25 protein-coding genes and 1 riboswitch are annotated in these 25370 nt (G+C 41.7%); of the genes, 6 read left to right on the top strand and 19 right to left on the bottom strand.

Going from position 1 to position 25370, the window contains the following annotated elements; all coding sequences use genetic code 11:
- Positions 1-175: riboswitch (cobalamin riboswitch) on the bottom strand.
- A 214-nt stretch (positions 176-389) separates the two neighbouring features.
- Complete coding sequence (locus CEQ75_RS10600; RefSeq protein ID WP_089610490.1) at positions 390-2249, top strand: IS1634 family transposase; 1860 nt, start codon at positions 390-392, stop codon at positions 2247-2249.
- A gap of 200 nt (positions 2250-2449) precedes the next feature.
- Positions 2450-3376: a LysR family transcriptional regulator gene (locus CEQ75_RS10595; RefSeq protein WP_089610489.1), complete on the top strand. Its 927-nt coding sequence runs from the start codon at positions 2450-2452 to the stop codon at positions 3374-3376.
- Between the two features lie 65 nt (positions 3377-3441).
- Here CEQ75_RS10595 and CEQ75_RS10590 read toward each other — a convergent pair whose 3' ends face one another.
- The 5 genes from CEQ75_RS10590 to CEQ75_RS10575 all read right to left on the bottom strand — a co-directional run bounded on the left by CEQ75_RS10590 (position 3442) and on the right by CEQ75_RS10575 (position 7675).
- Positions 3442-4374 carry a BsuBI/PstI family type II restriction endonuclease gene (locus CEQ75_RS10590; protein WP_089610487.1) on the bottom strand — a complete coding sequence of 311 codons (933 nt, stop codon included), beginning with the start codon at positions 4372-4374 and terminating at the stop codon, positions 3442-3444.
- Positions 4375-4385: 11 nt separating this feature from the next.
- On the bottom strand, positions 4386-5906 hold the full coding sequence (locus tag CEQ75_RS10585; protein ID WP_089610485.1) for an Eco57I restriction-modification methylase domain-containing protein: 1521 nt from the start codon (positions 5904-5906) through the stop codon (positions 4386-4388).
- A gap of 231 nt (positions 5907-6137) precedes the next feature.
- Entirely contained in the window at positions 6138-6383 is a 246-nt protein-coding gene (locus CEQ75_RS10580) for a hypothetical protein (RefSeq protein WP_089610483.1), read from the bottom strand.
- Positions 6384-6400: 17 nt separating this feature from the next.
- Positions 6401-6571, bottom strand: a complete 171-nt coding sequence (locus CEQ75_RS18380) for a hypothetical protein (RefSeq protein ID WP_157677417.1) — start codon at positions 6569-6571, stop codon at positions 6401-6403.
- A 219-nt stretch (positions 6572-6790) separates the two neighbouring features.
- Entirely contained in the window at positions 6791-7675 is an 885-nt protein-coding gene (locus CEQ75_RS10575; RefSeq protein ID WP_198306514.1) for a LysR family transcriptional regulator, read from the bottom strand.
- Positions 7676-7775: 100 nt separating this feature from the next.
- On the opposite strand from CEQ75_RS10575, the gene tnpB reads away from it, so the two are divergent.
- Together tnpB and tnpC are read left to right on the top strand one after the other, a co-directional pair.
- Positions 7776-8126: an IS66 family insertion sequence element accessory protein TnpB gene (gene tnpB, locus CEQ75_RS10570; RefSeq protein ID WP_089610481.1), complete on the top strand. Its 351-nt coding sequence runs from the start codon at positions 7776-7778 to the stop codon at positions 8124-8126.
- Between the two features lie 72 nt (positions 8127-8198).
- Complete coding sequence (tnpC, locus tag CEQ75_RS10565; RefSeq protein ID WP_089610479.1) at positions 8199-9791, top strand: IS66 family transposase; 1593 nt, start codon at positions 8199-8201, stop codon at positions 9789-9791.
- Here the strand turns inward: tnpC and tnpA are convergent.
- The 13 genes from tnpA to CEQ75_RS10495 form a co-directional block, all read right to left on the bottom strand.
- Complete coding sequence (tnpA, locus tag CEQ75_RS10560; RefSeq protein ID WP_089610477.1) at positions 9780-10097, bottom strand: IS66 family insertion sequence element accessory protein TnpA; 318 nt, start codon at positions 10095-10097, stop codon at positions 9780-9782. The genes tnpC and tnpA overlap by 12 nt on opposite strands.
- A 33-nt stretch (positions 10098-10130) precedes the next feature.
- Positions 10131-10295 carry a LysR family transcriptional regulator gene (locus tag CEQ75_RS10555; RefSeq protein WP_089610475.1) on the bottom strand — a complete coding sequence of 55 codons (165 nt, stop codon included), beginning with the start codon at positions 10293-10295 and terminating at the stop codon, positions 10131-10133.
- 259 nt (positions 10296-10554) lie between these two features.
- Positions 10555-12177 carry a medium-chain fatty-acid--CoA ligase gene (gene fadK, locus CEQ75_RS10550; RefSeq protein ID WP_198306513.1) on the bottom strand — a complete coding sequence of 541 codons (1623 nt, stop codon included), beginning with the start codon at positions 12175-12177 and terminating at the stop codon, positions 10555-10557.
- A gap of 67 nt (positions 12178-12244) precedes the next feature.
- Positions 12245-13516 (bottom strand): MFS transporter, encoded by a 1272-nt coding sequence (locus CEQ75_RS10545; protein ID WP_089610472.1) that lies wholly within the window; start codon positions 13514-13516, stop codon positions 12245-12247.
- A 187-nt stretch (positions 13517-13703) separates the two neighbouring features.
- Positions 13704-14705 carry an electron transfer flavoprotein subunit alpha/FixB family protein gene (locus CEQ75_RS10540; RefSeq protein ID WP_089610470.1) on the bottom strand — a complete coding sequence of 334 codons (1002 nt, stop codon included), beginning with the start codon at positions 14703-14705 and terminating at the stop codon, positions 13704-13706.
- Positions 14706-14719: 14 nt separating this feature from the next.
- Positions 14720-15508 (bottom strand): electron transfer flavoprotein subunit beta/FixA family protein, encoded by a 789-nt coding sequence (locus CEQ75_RS10535; protein ID WP_089610468.1) that lies wholly within the window; start codon positions 15506-15508, stop codon positions 14720-14722.
- 13 nt (positions 15509-15521) lie between these two features.
- On the bottom strand, positions 15522-16655 hold the full coding sequence (locus CEQ75_RS10530) for an acyl-CoA dehydrogenase family protein (protein ID WP_089610466.1): 1134 nt from the start codon (positions 16653-16655) through the stop codon (positions 15522-15524).
- A gap of 349 nt (positions 16656-17004) precedes the next feature.
- The gene (locus CEQ75_RS10520) at positions 17005-18285 is read right to left on the bottom strand and encodes an FAD-dependent oxidoreductase (protein ID WP_089610463.1); all 1281 of its coding nucleotides are present in this window, start codon (positions 18283-18285) and stop codon (positions 17005-17007) included.
- A 56-nt stretch (positions 18286-18341) separates the two neighbouring features.
- On the bottom strand, positions 18342-19613 hold the full coding sequence (locus tag CEQ75_RS10515) for a CaiB/BaiF CoA transferase family protein (RefSeq protein ID WP_089610461.1): 1272 nt from the start codon (positions 19611-19613) through the stop codon (positions 18342-18344).
- Positions 19614-19646: 33 nt separating this feature from the next.
- Complete coding sequence (locus CEQ75_RS10510; RefSeq protein ID WP_089610460.1) at positions 19647-20912, bottom strand: MFS transporter; 1266 nt, start codon at positions 20910-20912, stop codon at positions 19647-19649.
- Positions 20913-21111: 199 nt separating this feature from the next.
- On the bottom strand, positions 21112-21654 hold the full coding sequence (locus CEQ75_RS10505) for a hypothetical protein (RefSeq protein WP_089610458.1): 543 nt from the start codon (positions 21652-21654) through the stop codon (positions 21112-21114).
- Between the two features lie 121 nt (positions 21655-21775).
- Positions 21776-22960, bottom strand: a complete 1185-nt coding sequence (locus CEQ75_RS10500) for an acyl-CoA dehydrogenase family protein (protein WP_089610456.1) — start codon at positions 22958-22960, stop codon at positions 21776-21778.
- Between the two features lie 277 nt (positions 22961-23237).
- Positions 23238-23585 carry a hypothetical protein gene (locus CEQ75_RS10495; RefSeq protein ID WP_089610454.1) on the bottom strand — a complete coding sequence of 116 codons (348 nt, stop codon included), beginning with the start codon at positions 23583-23585 and terminating at the stop codon, positions 23238-23240.
- Positions 23586-23787: 202 nt separating this feature from the next.
- Between CEQ75_RS10495 and CEQ75_RS19545 the strand changes: the two genes are divergently transcribed.
- Both CEQ75_RS19545 and CEQ75_RS18965 read left to right on the top strand, forming a co-directional pair.
- Positions 23788-24003, top strand: coding sequence for an ATP-binding cassette domain-containing protein (locus CEQ75_RS19545; protein ID WP_242965114.1), 216 nt, complete (start codon positions 23788-23790; stop codon positions 24001-24003).
- Positions 24004-24235: 232 nt separating this feature from the next.
- On the top strand, positions 24236-24463 hold the full coding sequence (locus CEQ75_RS18965; protein ID WP_242965113.1) for an ABC transporter ATP-binding protein: 228 nt from the start codon (positions 24236-24238) through the stop codon (positions 24461-24463).
- 91 nt (positions 24464-24554) lie between these two features.
- Here the strand turns inward: CEQ75_RS18965 and CEQ75_RS10485 are convergent, their stop codons facing one another.
- Positions 24555-25007, bottom strand: coding sequence for a PPC domain-containing DNA-binding protein (locus tag CEQ75_RS10485; protein ID WP_089610452.1), 453 nt, complete (start codon positions 25005-25007; stop codon positions 24555-24557).
- Positions 25008-25370 lie beyond the last annotated feature (363 nt).

The raw sequence follows: 25370 nt of genomic DNA, 5'->3' as shown, positions 1-25370 counted from the left end.
GTTCGGTAATAACGAAATGTAGTAGTATCCTGGCTCAAGTTCATTGCCATCTATAACAACTTCCCAGAAAGATTCTTTCCAGTGTTGAAACATCTTATAGAGGCTCACTCTTACAGTGGCGTTACCGCATCGGATTTTAACCGATTTCCTTGCAACATTTCGAATTATTCAATTGATGCCAGTATATCATAGAAGTTTCATTAAAACAATCGGTTAATCTTCTTGAATTTCAATTGCTAGCTATTAGTTTATTTGACGGGTCTTCGACACTTACAGGCCTATCAAAATCCCTCAAAGCCTTTAAATAGGCTTATTTTTTTGTCAATTTTTTTAAAATAAATGTTGTATGTGGTGTATGTATACGGTATAATATATATGGGTGATGCGTCTTGAAACTATACTATGATAAACGGCTTAAAGATCCTACTTATTATGCGCAGCAAGGAATAAGAAACGGCAAAAAAACTACTACCAAAAATATCAAGAATTTCGGAAAACATTCCGAACTCTTGAAAATAACTGATGACCCCGAAACCTACGTAAGAGAAGAAATTAAAAAGATGAACGAGGAATACCGCGTTGGCAGGGTCACATTTAACCTAACTGCTAATTTTAATGAGAAAGTCAAGCATACACAAGACGAGGCATCGGCATCCACTTGTTTGAACATAGGTTATTTTGTTCTGCAAGATATTATGAAAGGTCTTAATCTTAAAACTTTTTTTAAGCAAAATATTTCAGAATGCAAGAACACCTATGATAGTTTTAAAATCCTCCGTTTCCTAACGTACGCTAGAATACTAAAACCCGGTTCTAAACTTTCCACCTGGAATGATTTGAATTCATATTATGAGCAGCCAGAATTTGATTACCAGCATATTCTTCGGTTTATGGATATTTTAGAGGAGCATTATGACGTTTACTTAACATGGCTTTATAAAAACAGTAATGCTGTCGTCAAAAGAGATTCTTCTATTATCTACTATGATTGCACAAACTTCTATTGTGAATGCGAACAACCTGACGAGGATATTGTTGATGAAGTTACAGGGGAAGTTATTTGTGGCTTAAGAAAATTCGGGATAAGTAAGGAGCATCGCCCTAATCCGATTGTGGAGATGGGGCTTTTCATGGATAGCCAAGGTATTCCCATCACCATGTCCCTGCATCCCGGGAACACAAGTGAACAAACTACTGCCATCCCCCTGGAAAAAGAAGTCTTAAAGATGCTGAATGGAGCCAAATTTATTTATTGTGCCGATGCGGGACTTGGTTCTTATAGCATCCGTAAATTTAATAGCATGGGTGGCAGGGCTTTTATTGTCACTCAATCAATTAAAAAATTAAGCAATACTCTTAAGGAGGCAGTTTTTAATGACTATGACTATCATTTATTGTCAAACGACTCCCCTGTCACAATCAAAAAAATGACAACCTTTGATCAGTACTCAAAAGAAAATTTACCTTTGTATAACGATTTTGCTTACAAAGTAATTTTTGCTGACAAAGCCCTTGACATTGGTTTAAGCGAAGAAATAACATTAAAAAATGGTAGTGTTAAGTCTAGGAAATCGACCGGACTTTTAAGGCAACGCTTAATCATAAGATTTTCACGAAAAATGATGGAGTATCAAAGATCAGTACGGAGAAGCCAGATAGAGCGGGCAAAAAAACTATTAGCTAGAAAGGATCCTGAAGAAATTAAGAAGGGACCGAATGATGTAAAAAGATTCATGAAAAGAATCTCTCATACAAAATCTGGTGAAAAGGCAGTTATTAATTATGTCCTGGACGAGGAGAAAATTGCTGAGGAAGAAAAATACGATGGCTATTATGCAGTGGCGACTAATCTCGAAGATCGTGCTCAAGATATTCTCGCAATATCACACAAAAGATATCAGATTGAAGAGTGTTTCAGAATTATGAAAACCAATTTCACCGGGAGGCCTATAAATCACAGATTGCCTAATCGTATCAAGGCCCACTTCATGATCTGTTTTACAGCCCTATTGGTATATCGCCTATTAGAGGCTAAATTGGACGAACAACATACTCATATAACTCCAGAAAACCTAATTACTACACTTAAAAATATGAATGTCACCAACGTACACGATATTGAATACATGGCACTCTATCATGGTAGCAAGGCCCTTGATACATTAATGGAATTAACATCACTTAATCTGGATAGGCTTCATTATAGACCAAAGGAATTAAACGGGAAAATTAAAAAATTATTAAACTAGTAATTACATACAACATTTCAAATTCAATAATTAGCTGGGAACCTGCTAAACACGCGGGTTCCCAGCTTTCTTTTTCTTCTAACTGTCGAAAACGGGATCATAGAAGTTTCACTAAAACAATCGGTTAATCTTCTTGAATTTCAATTGCTAGCTATCAGTTTATTTGATAGTATAATAGTATATTGAAAGGAAGTAATTAGATGATATCGTTACAAAATATGAGATATATGATTGAAATTTCAAAGCATCAGTCTATCTCTGCTGCTGCAAAATCCCTTTTTATTTCTCAATCCACTTTATCAACAGCTATTAAAGAAGTGGAACAAAGCCTGGGTATTGTTTTATTCAAAAGAAATAGCAGAGGTGTTGAGTTAACATATGAGGGCCGGGATTATATCAGTCATGCCAAGGATATTGTAGAACAAGCTGAATATTTAGAAAGACGCTATCAGCATAAAAAGTCTCTTCCCATGCGTTTTTCAGTTTCTACACAGCGGCTACCTTTTGCAACCAAAGCTTTTATTAAAATTATTGATAAGATTGGACTTGATCGATATGATATTGCCATTCGTGAATGTCCAACCCACGAAGTCATTCATGATGTGACAACCAGAAGAAGTGAGATAGGTGTTCTATGTCTTAACGAAAATTATTTAAATACTATGAAAAAGATATTAAATACCAGTAGTCTCATTTTTTATCCTTTAGGAGAAATTGAAAATTATGTTTTTGTCAGAAAGGAACATCCCTTAGCTTCCATGGATGCACTAACTATGGAAGACCTTAAAGGGTATCCCTTTGTAACTTACGGCCAAGGTGATGATAATCTCCTCCATTTCTCTGAAGAAATTATCTTTAAAGAAATTCTTGATAAAAACATCCATGTTATCGATCGTTGTACTAAAATAGCATTGGTAAGATGGAGTAATTGTTTTAGTATTGGCCCTGATTTAACAAATAGTAATGGTGACGAGATGCATTCAAAATTAAGTGAAATACAGGCTATTAAACTTTCAGATAATAATCAAATTTTATACGCCGGTTATATTTTGCGTAGTGAACATACCTTAAGCGATTTAGGAGCAATTTATATCAAAATTCTAGAACAAGAAATCCAAGGGTTATAAAAAAATCCTATTTATCATGATTACATTCCTTACGCATAATAAAATACCTGTGATCCGATATATACTCAATTCCGAGGCCCGATGAATTTATCGCCGTTTAAGTGGATCATATGGTCTGGGTTTTCTTCAATCCACACCTCAGTTTCCCAGGCAAGCTGGTCAATTAATCTCTTATATAATTTTCCGTCAGGAAAAGCAGTGACATATATCCTCCCCGCCGCACATCCTGCGGTCATATCTTCGATTTCCCGCATCCGTTTTACCGAAATCGGCCCTGCGCTGGTTACTGCTTCAATAAAATAGAGCCAGTTCTTATCGCTTAGATACAAAACCACATCGGGCAGTTTATCGTGGTCGGTAATTATTACACCTATAGATTCAAGCACCTCACGGTTCTTGATTAAATCCTTGTTCTCAGCATCGCCTACATAAATCACTTCCGCCCCTTTTGCGAAGCGGGGGGCAAATTCTTCGATTATTGCTTTCTGCAAGGTGTTATGCTCACCTGGACTAAAATTAAATTCCTGTCCATTTACGACAACAGGCACCCGTGCTATATCCCTCAGCTGACTATATTTATCAATCAAAGTTCCCTGCTTCGAAATGAATTTTTTGAGGGTACGCTGCCATCCCCTTGTTCCGTATGTCTTTATTAATTCAAGCATTTCGTCCGTTAAGCAATAGCTGTACTTCGGACTATTGGTAGGGCGGTCGATGCTGTTTGTATTGCGCTCTGCAACTGCTCCATCAACGAATTGATGTATGGTATCCTTGCGTATGGTTTCCCGCGTATTCGGCTTATAAACCTTGCCATAATGCTGGGACATGAAATTCATCATATCCACAATGCGCCTCTCCGGTTTTTTTGCTCTTGTCCATGGGTCAGACACTTTTATGTCTGCCAATGCCAAAAGCACATAGGCGCTGCGGTCATTTGTCTGCTGACTGGGCATTCCAATGGCAGATAAAATCCCTTTGGATTCTTCTAATTTGCTCACGACAAATCCTCCTACATCACTTGACTAATCGCTATAGACATGAACTGATTTCTAAGAATATCGTCACAATCCGAATCGTTTAATGATGTTTTGTGCATAGCCGTTATGCCCATTTGCACAAGGTCTCTATGTGCGGGGAAAGGTATCGAATTGATTTCATTCGCATTGACCTGGGTAGAGCCATTCAAAATGCGGAAATATCTATCCATGCAACTGGAGTTGAGGACAACAAACAATCCATACAATTCTTCTTTGCTCATATGTCCATTGATTTTGGTTATAAAGTTCAAATGGTTTTCCGTGCTTATCCCATCGTATAAAGGAAATTCTTCTTCAAATAGCAACGCGCATTGGAGACGTTTGCGTTCTTCCTTCGAAGTAAAACGCTTGAGCAAGAGATAGTTGCCCTTCCTCATTTTAAGCCGATTCGTTTCTTGAACATTATGAAGATACTGGGGCTTTCCGTCCACTTCAACCGGGAAATTGATACGGTTTTCATGGAAGTTATATGCCCAGAGCAGCGGAACAACCTCCTCTTTGTTATCGGTGCAGAGCCATGTAGTTTCACGAAAGTCTACGACCATTCCGGTTTTCATCCGATAGCCTAATTCCGGCAAAGACGCAGGCCATTGATTCACAAAATTCAATATTTGCGCATCATCTTCAGAAGACGGAAAGAATAAGAAAGAGTTACTGTCCTTTCTGACGCAAGTGTCATACGCCACAGAATATTGGTTTGTGATATGACAGCTTTCGTCCGAGGATTCTGTTATCTCTATGACATCTGGACGCATATTTTTTTTTGCTGCCCGCAAGATAACTGTCTCTTGCAATACATTGTCTCCAGAGCCGCCAACAGATTCTCTTGATGTAAACAAATGCAGATTTGTTATTCTAACCTCATTCAAGAAATGATTACGGAATGCAGTAAAATATAGGCCGCTGGAAAAGCTGCGCGGCACAATATATACGCACTCCCCGCCGTCTTTCAACAGCCGCGTTCCCATCGCCATAAACAAAAAATACAAGTTCGGCTGACCATAAACAATGTCCTGCATGATGCTTGCTTCCGCATCGCGCTTGCCAATTTTCTTGTAGGGTGGATTGGCAATGACAATATCGTATTTCTGAATGTTGATAAACCCCGTCCATGCAAAATGGTTTTCGGTAATAAAGTTCTCTTCAAAAATGTTGAAGTGTAATGCCACATATCTATCTTGTGCTGCCCGCTGTATAAGAGTCAGGTTTTCTTTCAGCATAGGCAGTATGTCAGAATTGTTCTCATATGCATCAAGATAGATTTCTTTTACTCCTTTTGATATAAGTACATCTACAATAGCGGCGGACAGAATCCCACTCCCCGCACCTGGGTCGAGGACTGAAACAATATTGCCGGAGCTCCGGGTCAATCCAGCCATATAATTAGCTATGGCGGCAGGTGTAAAAAACTGACCGATTTTCTTCCGCTCAGTTTTAGGCATTGTATCTAAATACGATGTTGTCTTCTCATAAATCATCTTTGCAAGGCTCATAGTACCACCCCGCTTTCTGCATGTTTTTATTGCAACTATTGTATCATAAAAACTTGCAGCTATCAAAGGATTTCACAGAAAATAAGATTCATTTTTCTATAGCTGCATAGGAGCAATCAACTTGGCAAACTAAACGGAAAAATAGCATAGCCGCAATTAACGACTATGCCCAATTTTTCAGGAATTATAAATCTCCGTCAGACCACTCCAATGGAGGGATCAAGTTTATGTTTATATCGTTTCTCCGACAAATTGAACCCCCAATTGGCCAGACTTTATTTCAACATTTGAAGGGATTTCCAGATAAAGTATCCTTTGCCCCACTTGGAAATGTCTCAGTCCGGAACCCGGACCTTGAAATTGCGGAGTCGTGTCAGGATCTGCGAATTGGGCAGCGACGAAATCTTTTCGAAACTCAACTAAACTGATCTTATTTTCAAAGTTACCGACCTCCAGCTTGCTGCCGGTAAATTTCATTTCAGGCACTTTAATCTTTAGAGAAAGATCTTTACCATTATAATAGGTTTTGGTAGCATATAAAGATGCGGTAATTTGTCCGTCACCGGCAGATCACTATAACCGTCGTGGTACGAGATCAGCAGCTCTTCTCCCGGCAGTATGAAATTTGTTTTTCCCAGGAGCATGATCCCGTCAGTTTCATTCATCCTGTTTTCTTAAGCCGCTGCATAAATATTTACTCTTTCTCCCGTAAAGTACCCCTCTGAGGCACCGGTAAAACCTTGCTCCCTATACAAAAAGCCCATTTTACCCCGATATCGTGATAAAATGAATTATTCCGAAATACCTATCTCCACTTTTGGTTGTTGTTACCAATTATATATAAGCTTAAACGTCCTCTATTTGTTCTACCAACACCGGTTCAACTAAAGGGCTTGTTCTGTAAATTCTTTAAAACTATCGATAACATACTTCTTAAATTTCTGGATAGGTAAAGTCTCCTGTCTATTTTTCATATAGCCAAAATAAATGATTCTTTTATATTTAGGATTACCAATAGGAAGTATTTTTATGTCAAAATTCCGGAAGGTAGGGTTTTCCGGGACGATGGCGATTCCTATTTTAGCCGCTACCAAACCAGCCATTGAAACGTCATCACCTACCTCACAACAAACTTTTGGAATTAGATTGACCTTCGCATATTGGCGATTGATTTCTCGTTTCAATCCGGGCTTACCCGAATAATGTATTAAAGGATATGGCTCCAAATCTTTGAGATCAATCTCATTATTCTGGGCTAGAGGATTATCATAAGGTAGAAGAACAACTAATTTTTGCTCACAGATAGGAACAAATTCGACATCAGAATCCTTGGGTACTAATGAAGCAAAAACCAAATCAATCTTTCCGGTCTTTAAGCGTACAATTAAATCAGCCGTACATTCATCTTGGGTCGTTCCTTCTTGTAAAGCAAACCGTATATTTGGTTTTTGTTCAACCTTCCTGTAACCAGAGATTAATTCAGGAATGAAGTGTGAGCTAAGTGTATAAATAAATCCAACGTTAATAACACCTTGAGCATTACTTGCCGATTCTTTGATCTTGTCAGCTCCCTGTTCTAATTCTGCTAAGGCTTTTTCGACATAGGGCAAAAACTCTCTTCCGTATTTTGACAGCGCAACATTACGTCCATGCTTTTCAAATAGCGCTACTCCCAGCTCATTTTCTAAGGAAGATATAGCATTACTTAGACTAGGCTGTGTTAAACAGAGCTGTGCAGCGGCTTTTGTATAATGTTCTGTAAGCGTCAAATCAAACCCACATATTCGTCCTTTTCTTACTATGAGATAATGAATTCGAAAAGAGGGACAAAACCTCCTCCATGACAATCACAAGGAAGTGAGTGTGGCTATGATGTTAGGCCGAGTAGACACGGTTTATCTTGCAGCCGGCGCAACGGATCTTCGCAAGTCTATCGATGGCTTGGCTGTAATCGTGCAAGAGCATTTCCGCTTGGATCCATTCTCTAGGCATCTTTTTGTCTTTTGTAATCGCAAAAAGGACAAAGTCAAAGTCCTAGAATGGGGTGGCGATGGATTCTGGCTCCATTACAAGCGCCTCGAGAAAGGACACTTTCAGTGGCCAGATGGCAATAGCCAGTCACTTGCTGTCAGCCAGCGAGAATTTCGATGGCTGCTCGATGGTTTACCCCTTCATCAGGCAAGTGCCAATCCGGAAATAAGCGAGAGAATCATCATATAAAAACTGCGAAAAACCTTGATTCTATGCGGTTTTTGGCTATCTTTCATTAGCGAAAAATGATATAATAAAGCCATGGAAAACATAACTGAATCAGACGCAAACCATCCTCAAACGGATGAACATATACAAAGTCTTAAGGACAAAATTTCTGTTCAAGAGCACCAAATCGAAGAGTTGTCCGCTAAGCTGAAATGGTACGAAGAACAGTTCCTTTTAAGCCAGAAGCGGCGATTCGGTGCATCCAGCGAGAAAACCAATCCAGATCAATTAAGTTTCTTCGATGAAGCGGAACAAGAAGCCGATCCTAAGGCATCTGAACCAACGGTTGAGGAAATTACATATAAAAGACGCAAGACCAAGGGCAAGAACGACAAAATGCTTGATGATCTTCCCGTAGAGACTGTGGAATACCCCTTATCGGATGAAGCACAAACTTGCCCACAGTGTGGTGAGCATTTACATCAGATGAGTAAAGAAATCCGAAAGGAGATCAAGGTTATTCCAGCTCAGGTTAAGGTAGTCAAACACGTGCGACACGTATATACATGCCGTAACTGTGAGAAAAATGACATCTCCACGCCGGTGATCACTGCACCCATGCCTGCCCCTGTGCTTCCGGGTAGCTTTGTCTCACCGTCTTTAATGGCGTTTGTGATGGATCGAAAATATACTCTTGCTGTTCCGCTTTACCGCCAGGAGCAGCAATTCAAACACTTTGGTATCGATTTATCTCGCCAGACACTGGCCAACTGGATGATTCACGGTGCGAATGATTGGCTTGTTCATCTGTACAACCGCATGCATACCAAGCTAATTGGGCATGAGATTTTACATGCGGATGAAACGATATTGCAAGTGCTGCGTGAAGAAGGAAGAACAGCCGCTAACAAATCATATATGTGGCTGTATGCTACAGGTCATACGGATGTGCCGATCTATCTTTATGACTATCGTACGACCAGAGCCAGTAAGCATCCGCAAAACATGCTTGACGGTTTTAATGGATATTTGCATACTGATGGCTATATAGGGTATAACGGCATTCCAGGTGTCAAACCGGTCGGTTGCTTCGCTCATGCCAGAAGGTATTTTTCTGATGCACTCAAAGCCTTGCCAAAAGGCTCCGACCAGACATCTTCTGTTGCGAAAGAAGGGCTGGATTATTGTAACCAGCTTTTTCACCTAGAGCAAGGGTTCAAGGATCTGGATGCTGACGAGCGATACGACAAGCGTTTGGAACAAAGCAAACCGGTTCTTGATGTCTTCGAAGCCTGGTTAAGAACGAAGAAAAGACAGGTTCTTCCGAAAAGTGCTTTAGGAAAAGCCATTGATTACAGCCTGAAGCAGTGGGATAAACTGTGCGCGTTCTTGCTTGATGGTCGGCTGGAAATCAGTAATAACCGAGCAGAACGAGCCATCAAGCCTTTCGTAATCGGAAGAAAAAACTTCCTCTTCAGTAACACTCCGAAGGGTGCTACGGCCAGTGCAATCATCTACAGCATGATTGAGACGGCAAAGGCCAACCATCTGAGCCCTTTTCATTATTTGACGTATCTATTTGAGAAGTTGCCCAACATTGACTTGGGAAATATGGCTCAACTGGATGCTTTGCTCCCATGGTCGGACACGCTTCCGGAATCCTGCAAAGTTTCTTCAAATAACTGATAGCGTCTTAACGACATCAGAGAGAAGTTTGGGATTGAATCCCGGACGCACTTCAATAGTTGCTTTGCCTACACGAACGGGCAAAGCTTCTTGAGGTTCGCTTACTTCTAACCCGCCGATCTCCACGGAAAGCCACTGCATTTTCTTCTCTGCTGACTTGCTTTCTGACTTAAACTTACGCATCCAGTAGCGCAGCTGATTGATCTTCAATTCATGTGCTGTGCACCATGCTGTAGCCGTTTGGCCACTCGATTTAAATTCATTCACCCTGGATTTCCACATTTGGCACTTTTCAACTTTGGTCAATGAGCAGGCCTCCTTATAGTTATCATGGAGACATTATCTCATAGCTAGATTCAAAAGAATATGTGGGTAGTATTTGACGCTTACGGAAGATATAGCATTACTTAGACTAGGCTGTGTTAAACAGAGCTGTGCAGCGGCTTTTGTATAATGTTCTAACTCCGCCAGTGTCTTAAAATAATATAACTGATAAAGATTCATTTTCTACTCACCTCCCCGAAAACTTCCGAAGTTTCACACCCTGTAGAGTAGTACCAAGGTCATGTGATGGTTATTTCAATCACAAATCTGCTTGTTAAAACAACACTAACTAATTATGATTAATTATAACATTTACCTAGATGTTATTTAACATAAAAAGCAAGAAGATGCCTTAACCCCTGCAACGCAGAAAGAATTAAGACACTCTCTGACTACTCATTAATTATTCCACTACTCCAAATGTAGCCGTGAAAATCTACTAATCTTTCTCTTTTTCTAATTTATTCACTATATCCTGACGCAACACGAATTTCTGGATTTTCCCTGCCTCCGTGCGCGGTAGATCTTCCATAAATTCTATTCGTTCAGGACATTTAAACTTGCTCACACCTTTTTCCGAGAAAAAATCCCTCACTTCTGTCAGGGTTAACCCCTTATTCCTATCATTCAATACCAAATAAGCACAGACTCTCTCACCCAACCTGGGGTCAGGCATAGCAACCACTCCTGCCTGACGGACATTAGGATGTTGAAGAAGGATATTCTCCAATTCGCTGCTACTAATATTCTCTCCCCCACGAATAATAATGTCCTTCTTCCTACCCGTAATTCGGATATATCCGTCGTCATCCTTGACACAAAGATCGCCACTGTAATACCAGCCATTGTTATCTAAAACCTTTGCAGTTAACTCAGGTTCCTTGAGATAACCCACAAAAACCGCTGGTCCACGAGAGGCCTCCTCTCCCTGAATCCCAGCCGGCACAGGGCGCAGTGATTCGTCCACGACTTGAACTTCGACCCCCGCTACCGCCACCCCATCAGTATTGATAATTTTTTCGATATCATCACTCAATCTTACAGCTGTATGCGGAACACTTTCCGTTGAACCATAAACTCCGATTACCTTAATCCCTGCTTCCATAGCTTCCTTAACCATATGTCTGGGTATTGGCGCCCCACCGCACATGAAAAAACGCAACGTCGAAATATCATATTTTGTTTTTTGCAGGGTACGCAGGATGTCGTAAACAAATGGCGTTGCACCCATAGAGCAGGTGCATTTTTCCCTTTCAATTAACTTAAGAGTAATTTCCGGAGCAAATATATCCTGAAGAACACTTTTGGCACCGCAAATGAATGGCAAAGACACCCCGTGATGAAAACCGGTAGCGTGGGCTGTTGGTGCGGGCATTAACATGACATCTAGATGTGTAATATTCATTGCCGCAGCCAAGGATTTTTCCGCGGCAATAATATTATTATGGGTCAACAGGACCCCCTTCGAAAAACCCTCCGTTCCTGATGTAAATAAAACGGCAGCCAGATCGTCCGAACTACTTCCGCAATTGCCGACTAAAGGTGAATAATCGCTGAGTATCATGTGTAGAGTGGTACCTGCCCGAGCCTCTTTTACCTTTTCGACGATTACTATTTCCTGCAAGGTAGGAATTTTCTGCCTAAGGGAACTCATCATTGCCGGAAAATCAAAACCCTTAAACTCAGAGGGGATAAACAATATTTTGGACTCACATTTATTGAGAATGTATGATAATTCATCAGCACGATAGCCCCAACAGATAGGATTGGCAACTGCTCCAACTTTGAGACACGCCACATAGATCATCGTGAATTCTGACCAGCCGGGTATTTGAAATGATACAAAGTCGCCTGGCATTACCCCACTGTCTTTTAGATAAGCTGCCACTCGGCCAGCAGCATGATCCAATTCAGCATAAGTATAGCTCGTTCCTTGGAGATCAACAACGGCCACCTTATCTGGGACGCTTATCACAGACATCTGCCAATAGTCAGCCAAGGTTGCGTCACCCCAGTAACCGGCTTGACGGTATTCCCGCTTTCGTTCTTCATTTATTATCATCTCCAAAGACATCCTATCAACCCCTTTATCGGTTATAATAATTCTTCGATCACCTATGTGCGTCTATTCATACACATTTAGGTGTAATTTCCTTAACCCTAACAAACAACAATAATATCAGAGAGCCTACGATGGATATCAAAGCACCTAGATACAAGGCAAAATTATATCCATAAGCGTCCACGATTACCCCGGTAAGAAGGGGAGCCGTCACTCCGCCTATTGTGGCAAAAGTGGACCATAGACCAGTTATTTTTCCAGCATTTTTTCGAGAAAAGACCATCGGCATAGAGTAGTATCCACCCATAGTAAGGCATAAAAGGCCATTCGAAGCAGATATTAATACCATAGCATTAAATGCATTCGCTGCTTGAGATCCCAATATTAGCAAGACTCCGGCTGAAACCATGCCGATAACCGGGAATATCTTACGTCCGATGTTATCTCCAAATTTGCCTGCAGCCTTATCCGCTAAATAACCGCCGATCGGATATGTGAACACAGCCACAATATAGGGCATCATAGCAAATAGAGCGCTTTGCCCCAATTGGAGGCCAAGCCCCCTCATAAAGTAAGTGGGTAACCATGTCATGAATAAGTAGAAAAGATAGTTGGTACAGAAAAAAGATAAGGCACCTGTCCAGACCGACCGGGTCGTAAAAATATCCTTGGGAGTCAAGTCTAAAGATTGATCCGGCATTTCCTCCTTACCGCCTTGACCTGATTTGATATAGGCAAGCTCTTCTTTACTAATAGAAGGATGATCCTCCGGTTTCTCCTTACCAAACTTTAACCAAATCAAAATCCAAACCGGGGCAATAAATGCAAATGTCCAAAATACCATTTGCCAACTATGATACTCTATAATCCGAGCTGCAAGCGGCATAGTGAGTGTAATGCCCAGGGGAACCCCGACAAGACAAAGTCCCTGAGCCAACCCGGCTTCCCTTTTAGGTACCCATCTGGCAACCATAGATGAAATAGCCGGTAAAGCCACCCCTTCACCCATACCCATCAGTATGCGTATTATCACCATCAGGCCCAGGGAGGTACCAAAGGGGGTCAAAAATACGAATATTGACCACCATAATGCTCCAAAAATAATGACCTTACCGCCACCAAAACGATCAGCTAACCAACCACCCATGATCATCGTACATGCATAACCTATAAAAAATGATGTCAACACCAAACCAAATTGAGTTGCACTCCAGTCAAATTCTTTCATCATGGCCGGGCCTGAAATAGATATATTAGATCTATCCATATACAAAACTAAATAACACAGCAGAAATAGACCTATGATCAACCAACGTTTATTACCAATCTTAGGTTTCATATTTTTGCTCCTTCGCATTTAATCCAACCGTTAGTCTCCTATTACTGTAGGCAGAAATTCCACTACATTTCTTCGGTGGGGGATTCTAGCCCCACCGAAGTTCTCCGATTTTCGACTTTTGCCGAATAAGTTCACTTGAAACAGCGTTCTACTCATAATAGAGGCACTCTCTTTCTAAACAACCATTTCAACTTGCTTTAAGCTTCTTAAATTCCTCGATCAGAACGGGTATGATTTCAAATAAATCTCCAACGAGACCATAATCCGCTATGTCAAAGATCGGTGCATCCGGATCCATGTTGATTGCGATGATAGTATCTGATGAAGACATTCCCACCAAATGTTGAACTGCCCCCGAGATCCCAACGGCAATATAAATTTTAGGCCCAACCGTTTTACCCGTTTGACCGACCTGTTTTTGAACCGGAACCCAGCCCGCATCGACAGCAACTCTCGAAGCACCCACAGTTCCCCCAAGGACATCCGCCAGTTCTTGAAGGAGTGCAAAATTTTCCGGTTTTTCTAATCCTCTCCCCCCAGAAACGATGACTTCTGCTTCTTCAAGTTTGACGCCTAAGTCTCCAACTGCTTTGATCGTGTCCACAATTTTCGTTCTGATCATTTCTACCGGCGTTTTGATTTCCTCTTTAATGATTTCTACTGTACGAGACGCATCAGGTTCAGCCTTTTTAAAGACGCCTGGTCTAATCGTTCCTATCTGCGGTTTGGTTGCAGGGCACAAAATGGTAGCCATAAGATTTCCACCGAAGGCTGGTCTGGTCCACGCAACAAGCCCATCCTCATTAATGTCTAAGCCTGTGCAATCGGCCGTTAGACCTGTCCGTAAACGAGTGGCCGTTCTTGATGCTACGTCCCTTCCATTATTAGTGGCACCTACTAAGATCGTTGACGGAAGATACTTCTCGACCAACTGTACCATGACATTTGTATACCCATCGGCGTTAAAGTCTAGATATTCTTCGCCTTCGATACTGATAACCTGATCCGCTCCATAAGCGATGGCAACTTGGGCAGCAGCCTCGTTATTATTGCCAATTATGACTGCAACGACTTTTTCCTGTTTCACTTGAGCGAGTCTTTTCCCCTCATTTAGAAGCTCTAAACCGACATTTTTTGCTTCGCCCTTCGCTGTTTCAATAAAAACCCAAATATTTTTATAGTCACTCATTGCTTAACCCTCCATTAGACCAGTTTAGCCTCGACTAGCTTTTCGATTAACTTAAGCGCAGTATCTCTGTCTGTTTCTTCCTTGATCTTCACTCCTGACTCTCGCTTAACGGGCACGAAGGTTTTCTTTACTCGAGTCGGTGAGCCTTTTAAACCAATTTTCGTTGGATCAAGATCGGAAAGCTCTGCAGTTGTCAATTTTTCGATTTTGGCCTTATTTGCAGCCATTTTGCTCTTAATCGTTGCAAATCTGGGCTCGTTGATGGATTTAACAACTGTACAAACTACAGGAAGACTTGCTTCAATAACTTCATATCCTTCATCTGTCTCCCGGTTAATAGAGATCTTCTTGCCATTGACCTGGATCTTGGCGGCATAGGTCATTTGCGCAAGTCCCAGATGTTCAGCTATGGCCGGCCCTACTTGAGCCGTGTCTCCGTCAATAGCTTGCTTTCCACAGAGGATCAAATCGAAATTCCCCAGTTTCTTAATGGCTTGGGACAAGATGTAGCTGGTAGCATAGGTATCTGAACCACCAAAAGCGCGATCACTTACTAATACTGCTCTATCCGCCCCTACTGATACACATTCCTTTAAGGCTTCTTTCGCTTGTTCGGGACCCATGGTTACCACAGTAACAGTTCCCCCATGTGCCTCTTTGAGCTGGACTGCAGCTTCCAAGGCATTTTTGTCAAAGGGATTCACGATGCTCGGTACCCCGGCCCTGATTAAGGTATTGGTTTCCGGATCTATTTTAATCTCAGCCGTATCCGGAACTTGCTTAACACAAACTAAAATCTCCATTTAAAACCCCTCCCTACTTCAACATATCTCTTGCAATTGTGATACGTTGTATTTGATTGGTTCCTTCAAAAATCTGGAACACCTTTGAATCCCTCATAAGTTTTTCAACAGGATAATCTTTACTTACGCCGTAACCGCCAAAAAGCTGTACCGCATCAGTAGTTACTTTCACTACAGCATCACCACAGAAGGTTTTTGTAATCGATCCTTCTCGAAGACAAGGATCATGAGCATCCATCAACACCATGGCATGATTGACTAATTGACGAGCGGCCTCACATTGGATTTCCATATCAGCCAAGATCATTTGCACTGCTTGAAAGTCAGCAATCGGTCTGCCAAATTGTTTTCTTTCCTTCGTATACTTGACACATTCATCAATCGCGGACTGCATAATCCCTACTGCTAAAGTGCCCACGAAGGCACGAGAAATGTTTAAGGTAGCCATGGAAATTTTAAAGCCATCACCTTCGTTACCTATCAATGCACTAGCAGGTACTCTTACATTGGTAAAGGCTACATCGCAAGTATTAGATAATCTGAGACCCATTTTGTCTTCGTGTTTACCTACCATGATTCCAGGGCGGTCTCTTTCGACGATAAACGCCGATAATCCTTTTGACCCTTTGCTCTTGTCTGTAGAAACGAATACAACGTATACGCTGGCAAATTCACCATTTGTAACGAAAGTTTTGCTTGCATTGATAATATACTCGTCGCCATCTTTAACAGCAGTACCACGGATTGAGCCAACATCTGATCCCGAATTAGGTTCTGTTAAACAGAATCCGGCAAATGCCCCCGGGGAAATAATATCAGCGAATAATTGCTTCTGTTGATCATTTCCACATAGGAGAACAGACCTTAATGGCACAAAGGTTGTAACCAGGGAAATAGCGAAACCTGCATCGACCTTAGCTAATTCTTCAAATACTACTGCATTTGTTACATTACTTAATCCTGCACCGCCAAATTCCTCAGGAATCTCCAACATGTGTAGACCCATATCAAATGCCTGTTTTAGTAGTTCTAAAGGGAATTCTCCGCTTTCATCAAACTCTTTAACGTGTGGCTTGACAACTTTATTAGCAAAATTTCTTGCCAATTCGACTAACCCCAATTGTTCTTCATTAAGAATATGTCCCATGATAAAATCCTCCCATTAATAATGACATATCAAATTATTATAAAATAACCCTAGCCTTTTCTGTAGACAATCCCCATGCCTTGACCTGGATAGTTCCACGAATATCCCGGCATATTCTGATTGAGCCTCTCACAAATTAGACGACAATTCCCACATTCCAAACACCCTACATGATCAAAGTTTAATTTATCGTTTATTTGATCCCACATATACCGTTCCGCCGGGCAACAGGTAGTGCACGCCCGATGTTCGCATGTCTTACAAGCTATCTTGTCAACTAGGATGTGCGGGTTGTGATCATCACTATCAAAGCGATTCGCCAGCAATCGATCATCCATTGACAGTTTTTTCATAATGATCTACCCCCTTTCACAATGTCTTTAAGGACATCGAAATAAGAGAGCTTCCCGGAGGTTGTTTTTTTCATTAACCCCATTACGGATTTAGCGGGATTCCCGTCTACATCATACAAATTCTTCATTAAACCCGTTGCCAGTGCCGGATAGGTTGTAAACATGTGCCGTGTATGTGCAAGGTAGTCATGTGAATTCTTAAGAGTTTCAAAATCCTTCAACACCGTTTGCTGGAGTTTGTTTTGATAGCTGTTCAGAAAGCTCTTGGTGTAATTACCAGCATCTATTGCCTCATTTGCCATTTCAGCTGCAGCTATTCCGGATAAAATCGCATAATCCATGCCCCGAACCGTAAATCCTCTATTGATACAGAGTCCTGCTGCATCCCCGGTCAAGAGAAAACCGTCAGCACACAATTCAGACAAAGCTCGACATCCTCCTTCAGGAATGAGGTGAGCAGAATATTCGATTAACTTCCCTCCTTCGATATACCGCGCTAAAGCGGGAAACTGTTTAAGCTCTTCAGCAGCATCAGCTAAGGATATTTTCGAATTTTTCCAACTGTTAGCGTCAACAACAAGACCAAGTGAGATGCTTTCTTTATTTGTGTAAATAAAGGCTCCGCCAAAAATACCCTTGTTACACTCCCCAACAGCTAACAACGCTGCACCTTTTCCACTCACAGTATTAAACCGTTCGTTGATTGTCTCCTCGGATAATTGATAGACGTATTTTACCCCGACAGCGATATCCTTTACATTTACTGGCTTAATCAGCCCGGCGCGCTCAGCGACGATAGGGTTTACCCCTTCTCCACTGATGACTAAATCAGCCTCGAGTTCCTCATCTCCTGTTTTAATGCCTACTACTTTTCCATCCCTAAGGAGCAGTCCATCAACAGTACTGCCTGATATCACCATTGCTCCGGCTTCTTCCACCTTCGCCGCTAACCACTCATCAAATTCAGCTCTTAATACCGAGTATGATTGGCTCACTGACGGAAACAATGAGTCAATGGAAAAGCTGTCTCCCTTCGACATCATCATCATTATTTCCCGTGTTATTTCTCGTTCAAGTGGTGCATCTGCCCATTTCCCGGGCATCAACTTTTCCAAAGCATGAGTATAAATCCGGCCGCCGGTCATATTCTTTGCTCCCGGCGTTTTGCCCCGATCAACGAGCAAGACCTCCCGACCAGCCTTCGCCAGACGATAAGCTGCTGCGGATCCTGCTGGTCCTGCACCAATTATAATGACTTGAAACCCCTCGTCAGACAAAGTGTTTACGCTCCTTTCACGAACCTAAATTTCCTATTGGGATTACATAGCGCAATTTAGTCGATGGGTTCTTTTGCAGATGTTTTTTCTAATTTATCAAATTCTAGATTCTCACCGTTATACGCTTTAACCGCACCATTTGCAATCAAATGATTGATTTCTTCTTCAGAATAGCCATATTTCTGAAGATACTCACGTGTATCATAGCCGATAGGTTTAGATGTCCAAAGCTCTGGATCACCAACACTACTCATTCTGATAGGACTTGTCGGAATAACTCGGTCACCATAGGAGTCATATTTCACACGTCTTAGGATGTCATTGGCATAGGCTTCTTCATCGTTAAGGATATCATCGACGGTAAAAGCCTTTTGAAAAGGAATATCGTATTGTTTGAATATTTCTTCCCACTCAGCAAAGGTCTTCTTCGCAAACGCCTTTTCAAAAAGTTCAATAACGTATACATTAGTCTTATTGGCAGTAAGTTTTTCCAAAGTGTTATAGTCCACATTGCCGATGAGTTCTTCAATTTCAAATACTTTAGCCATTTCATCATAGAATTTGTTATAAGCCGCATGGCAGAGCAGGAACCATACCCCATCTTTAGATTGATAGCAATTATTTGATGGAGTAGGTACGAATTTCCTTGATCTCGGATATAGGGCTCCGGACTGTCGGGAGACAATTGCATGCTGCATCCCCCAACAAGCTACATGATAGAGATTAACTACAACTCTATCTCCTTCTCCGGTCATCTGCTTTTTCACCAATGCCGCTAAAATGCCGGCAGTTAAAAAGGCACTGGCATTCCAGTCACCAAAAGCTGCAGGGACGTTAACAGGACTCTCCCCAAGCTGCGGGAAGGACATCAATATACCACCTCGGGCAGAATAAGCTGTAGCGTCATATCCCCTTGAATCCCTTTCCGGTCCTCTTTCTCCATAGCCTCTCATTTGTGCATAAACGACATGGGGGAATTTCTTGTGAATTGTCTCATAATCAAGACCAAGTTTAACTAAAGCTTTATCTCGAAAGTTCGTAACAACGATATCCGCGGATTCTATGAGTTTATAAGTAAATTCTAAACCCTTCGGATTTTTAAGGTTGATACTCAGCCAGTTCTTTTTAAGCCCTCCCATATCAAATGCTGGGTCTTCGATATCATCACGCAGCATTCCGTAACCGGGGCCTTGGGTGCGTTGTTCGTCTCCGGTAAAGGGTTCGATCTTAATGATCTCCGCTCCTAATTCACTGAGAAGTCTTGGACTTGCCGGTGCTGCAATAAAAGAAGCTAACTCGACAACCTTGATTCCTTCTAAACCTTTCAAGTTAAAAATCCCCTTCCTATTAAAAATTTAACCTTAAATTTGGGGTTCAATGGGCTTAACCTTACAGATGGTCAACAAGAATACTGCTCCAAGCAAAGCCATCCCCGCTCCTAAAAACAATGCGTAATTATATCCGTAGGAGTCTACAACAAGACCTGTAAGAAGTGGTGCTGAAATTCCGGCAAATGTGCCGATAAACCCATATAAACCAACAATTTTGCCTGCATTTCTTGGAGCAAAGATAATCGGCATTGAGAAAAAACCTCCCTGAGTTAGGGTTAGGAAACCCATAGACGCGGCGATTAAAACGATGGCCATACCTGCACTGCTTGCCTGAGCCCCAACAAACAGAGCGCATCCACCAACAACTAAACCTATTATCGGAAACATCTTCCGACCAACATTTTGTCCGTATTTTTTCGAAGCAAGGTCAGCTAATACACCACCCAAAGGGTACGTGAAAATTGCAACGATATAGGGAATCATGGTAAAGTACCCACTTTTCACTAAAGTAAAGCCACGACCCAGTACTAAATATGTCGGTAGCCAGGTTAGAAGCAGGTAAAAAACATAGTTGTAGCAAAAGTAAGCTATTGTTGCACCCCACACCGATTTGTTCTTGAAAATATCATTATTAGATAAACTCACCCCTTGACTGGCCCCAGGATTAGATCCCTGATCAGATTTGATATAATCCAATTCAGACTTGCTGATCTTGGGATCTAATTCAGGCCTGTCTTTACCGAATAACAGCCATATCACCGTCCAGATGGGTCCTAGAAATGCAAATGAATAAAAAATTGTTTGCCAGCTGAAGTACTTGATCAGTTGAACTCCGACAAGCATCGTTAAAGCCGTTCCCAAAGGAACACCAACCAGTGTCAATCCCTGTGCTAAACCGGCTTCTTTTTTGGGCACCCATTTCGATACCAGCGAAGAAGCTGATGGTAACGTAACTCCTTGACCCATTCCAACTAAGACACGGATGAACATAAAAGCACCTATCGTACCACCAAAGGGGCTGAAAAATGTAAATATCGACCAAAATAATGTTCCGGCCACAATGACCTTAGTCGCACCAAATCGATCAGCTAGCGCACCAGCCGGTAGCATCGTCATTGCATAACCTATAAAAAATGCAGTTGATACCAAACCAAACTGTGTCGCATTCCAGTTATTGCTTTCCATCATTGCTGGACCCGCGATTGACACTGCAGAACGACCAAAATACATAAATGTATAACATATAACAAGTAAAGCGATGACGAGCCAGCGTTTATTGCCGATCTTTTGTTCCATTTGTGTCCCTCCTTAAATTATAACTAATAGAAGTTTTGGCCTTTAATTTATCCATTGATTCCTCTACTACCTCCCTTGTTATTTTTTAACTTCTAGATTGCTTTCAGTATGCTTTTTTTATACATAAGGGTCTAATTCATAAATGTTCGGTATTTTGAATATTTCTATAAATATCTTCTATTGATTTGTGAGAACTGTCTCAAATCTCCTTGGTTGACTTAAAGAAGTCCGCAATCTTTTCCAAGGGAACTTCCAATAGTCCTCTGGTTTTAGTATAAAAATAGATAATAAAACCACGTTTGCAACGAAATACACACTCTTGACAGATAATTCTGTCGCAATAAACATAAGCGTCCTCATCGGATAAAGGAAAAATCAGAGGTGGCTGCTTCTTTGAATTAACATACTTCATATAACCACCGGTAAATGTCTTAAGTAAAACCCACTCAGGTCTTTCCCCCGGCTGTTTCGTTTCCCAGAACACCTGCACCGCACTTTGGTTGAAACCACCAACAATCTTGTAATCTACATCAATCTCGGGCGCCACATCCTTCAGATGCAGCGGCTTCAGCTGTTCCATGGAGGCAGCACAGCAGATAGGTTCTTGAGGTGGCACATCATAGCCCAACCCTTGGTAAAGCTTACCGCATTGATTACAGCGGTAGATCAGGATTTCCGGGCATTCCGGCCAGGGTTTTCTAGCTGCCCTGCTTCTTAAGTGTCCAAATTCCTGTCCTGCCAATTTTCAGCCCTCCCAGTACACTCTGAATCTTGGAACCGATCTGATTGCAGATACGGCTTGCTTAAAAAAGGGCACCGGCGTCAACCCGATGCCCTCTGGCATATCCATAGATTCCTTAAAATTAAGAGTTGTACTCTAAGACACCACCGTGTTTAATTGTCTGACGGGAAATAGTAATACGTTGAACGGTTGGAGTCCCTTCCTCTAACCACATTGCGCGAGCATCCCGGTAAAGGCGCTCTACGGGACCATATTCACAATCTTCGAAATAGCCAATACCGCCAAAGATCTCCAGCATTTCATCACTTACCAATTTGGTAACATGGATACTGAAAAGTTTGCACATAGCAGCTTTCTCTTCAATGTATTCTCCCTTGGGATCTTTTTCGTAGTCCTTAGCAAAGTCATATACCATGGTACGCAGAGCATGTGTATAAGTAGCCATATCAGCAATCTTCATCCGAATAGCTTGTCGTTCGATAATAGGTTTGCCAAAGGTAACCCGATCATGGGCCCGTTTTAAGGATATTTCCAACATACGTTGAGCCATACCCAAATTACTGGCTGCGATATGGACACGGGAAACAGACAGGGAGTGAATAGAAATGTGAAGACCATCACCTTCTTTGCCGAGCAAGTATTTTTTATTGACTCTCATGTCAGTAAACTTTAAGCCAGTATGTCCTGAACCCCGGCAACCCATCATGTGTGGCATGGGAGTGACCTCGTAGCCCGGGGTGTCGCAGGGAACCATGAAAGTAGAAAGACGGTGCTCCTTATCGGCATTAGGATCGGTAAGGCAGGTAATATATGCATAATTGCAGCAGTCTGTGTGGGAAATTAAAAACTTTTCCCCGTTGATAACATAATCATCTCCGTCTTTTACAGCAAGAGTTTTAATATCCGCACCCGTTCCGCCAGTTTCTTCAGTGACTGCCCAGCAAGTAAAGACGGATCTGTCTTGGAAACCGGGCATTAATTCTGCTTTAAGCTCCTCGGTGCCGAAGTCGTACAAGGGGCGCCAGTTCAAATCCATGGCGTAATGCAGATGCATACGCATTCCCCCCGGGCCGCGACTAAATTCTTCTTGAATCTTCAGGATTTCAGTTTCAGAGAGATCCCATCCACCATATTCTGATGGAAGTGAGCAACGATACAAGTCATTTTTAATACCCAACTGATAGAACTCCTCAGGAAACACATTAGTAACTTCAATATCTTTTTGCATTGCATCGAAGGTGCCTTCTGTTAATTCCCTGATTTGTTTTAAGTATGCTTGAAATTCGTGTTCATTAAGCTTCCCCATTTTTTAAATCCTCCTTGTTGCTTTTTTGACAACGTTACTTATTTTTATAACTGATTAATGATAGTTTACTTCTCGTTTATATAAATGTCTAATTTGCAATAGTTCGGTAATTCAATCAAATCCATTTAAAAAACCAATAGGTTATTTATTACATAACAATAATTCATAAGTTAAAATGATTAAGGTTTTTAAAAAAACTCAGCAATCAGTGATTATCTGACTGCTGAGTTTTTTTTTGAGAGCAAAACTATTGATACAGGAAAAAGATCATTTTTTGTCATTCCAAGATGGTAAAATTATGTTCTATCACCGTTTTGTCTGTTCTGACAACCAAAGTCCATTCTCCGGCACAGATTTCTACAGGTGAGCCATCTGCGGTTGTGCCTATTGGTTGGGATAAAATAAAAGAGCAATCCATACTCCCGTCAAATGAGGGTACAGTTTTAACCTTGATCCGCTCCATCTTGAGTTCTTCAGGATGAGTAGGCATTAATTCAATATTTGCCTTATCACCAGGAAAATAGTCCGCGCTTATATTGAGCGGTTCTCCCATATGGGCAGATTCAGGTTTAACAGTTACTCCCTTGACCGGAGTTGAAAATCCGATAATCGGTTTGGGTGACATGAAGAGTATGAACAGCTTGAATGGTATAAATGACATTAAAAACATAGGAAATATGGAAAGTACGGAATAAATTACAGATATAGTAAATAAAAATAAATTACTGGAAGCCCGGGGGATTAGCAAATCATTCCCCGTTGACAGAGGTTGGGTTCAGGCAGTCCGTGAGACAAGCTTTCAAATCTATCAGGGAGAATGCCTGGGTTTGGTTGGAGAAAACGGATGCGGCAAAAGCACCCTGGCCAGGCTGATTGCCCGTCTAGAAAAACCGGATACGGGAAGAATTCTATTGGAAGGTGAGGATATCATCCCGCCGCAAGAAAAGACTGTCCAGGTCAAGCTAAAGGCGCCAAAGTGGCCAGAGGTGTCAGGGGTGACAAAGAATTCAGATGGTGTTTCAATCTTCCCTGGAGTCTTTTAATCTCAGACTATCTCTCAGAGAAAGCAACATGGAGGGCTTGATCAACCAGGGGTTCAAAAGCCGGCAAGCAAATCATCTGACCGAGGAATACATGGGGATCTGCGGCCTGACCAGGGAATTAGCCGGCCGATTTTTCAATTAGGTCAGCGGCTGTGAGTGCCAGCGGGCTTCTATCGCCCGGGCTGTTGCCATCATTCCAAAGCGGCTGATCTGCGATGAAGCCACCAGCGCATTGGATGTCACAATCCAAGCTCAAATCATCACCCTGATCCGGCGCTTAAGAAATGAAACGGGCATGTCTTATTTGTTTATCAGCCATGACCTTGCCTTGGTACAGGAAATCTCCGACCGGATCCTGGTGATGTACCAGGGTAAATTAATCGAAGAAGGAACCCCTGATGAGATTATCATGGATCCCCAAAAAGCATACACCAAAAGGCTGGTGGATGCCGTGTTATAATCAGGCAGGTAGCTGATCCTTATTTGATCACCCTTCTGATTGTTTTGAATGACGAAAAGCCAAGGGATACGTCCCCCTGGCTTTTCCCTATTTAACTATCCTGATCAAGCTTCAATAAAACAAATCCCGTCTTTTCATCAATTATTCTTTTGGCTTCAATTCCGGTAACTTCATTGATTACCGCTTCCCCATAGCACCAGACAGAAATCCCATCTCTTAAGCAACCTGCCTTTGATTGACCTGCTCGACCCAAAGCTCCATGTATATGCAAAACAGGTTTCCCTTGCAGACCTGGAGCAATAAAGCCAATTGCTATCATTTCATGGACGCCGTCAATAGGTATCATCATAGGCTGAGGAGGACTTTCCCCTCCATCCCTAGGCCCCATAGCTACGTTTCCCTTTTCCAGACAACCGATTAAAGTAACCCACCCAAATCTAATTTCTTTTTCCCGGGCAAAGTCCTCGATACATTGGGGGATAAGATCACCATCCTCCATCCTGAGAAAAAATATTCTCCCTACTTTTCCTTCCATTGACTGCATTTATGACACCACCTTAGAACTATTTGCTTTAAACCAAGGGTATGTTTCTTCCGGCTTTCCGGTTAAAATGGCAAACGAAACGTCCCCTTGACAATCCTTGACACCCTTCCAAGATAATATGATAATATGATTATATTATCATATTATCATATTATCATATTATCATAAGATTTTACATTTTCCTATCTATTTTGCAGTACACCCACCTTTCAGCCTTATGAGCTGACGGGTGTTTTTTTATGGTGGTGTTTCCCTGTCAGCTGATCATAAACAGTATCAAACACCACCACTTGAACACCGTTTATAAAGCATTAGTCAATGCCTAATGCGCTTTATTGAAAAGACTACATCAAATCAGCTGAG

The organism is Dehalobacterium formicoaceticum, from assembly GCF_002224645.1.
In the GTDB taxonomy this organism is placed as follows: domain Bacteria; phylum Bacillota; class Dehalobacteriia; order Dehalobacteriales; family Dehalobacteriaceae; genus Dehalobacterium; species Dehalobacterium formicoaceticum.
The sequence above is the reverse complement of the archived record's forward strand: the minus strand, read 5'-3'. Positions and strand labels throughout refer to the sequence as shown.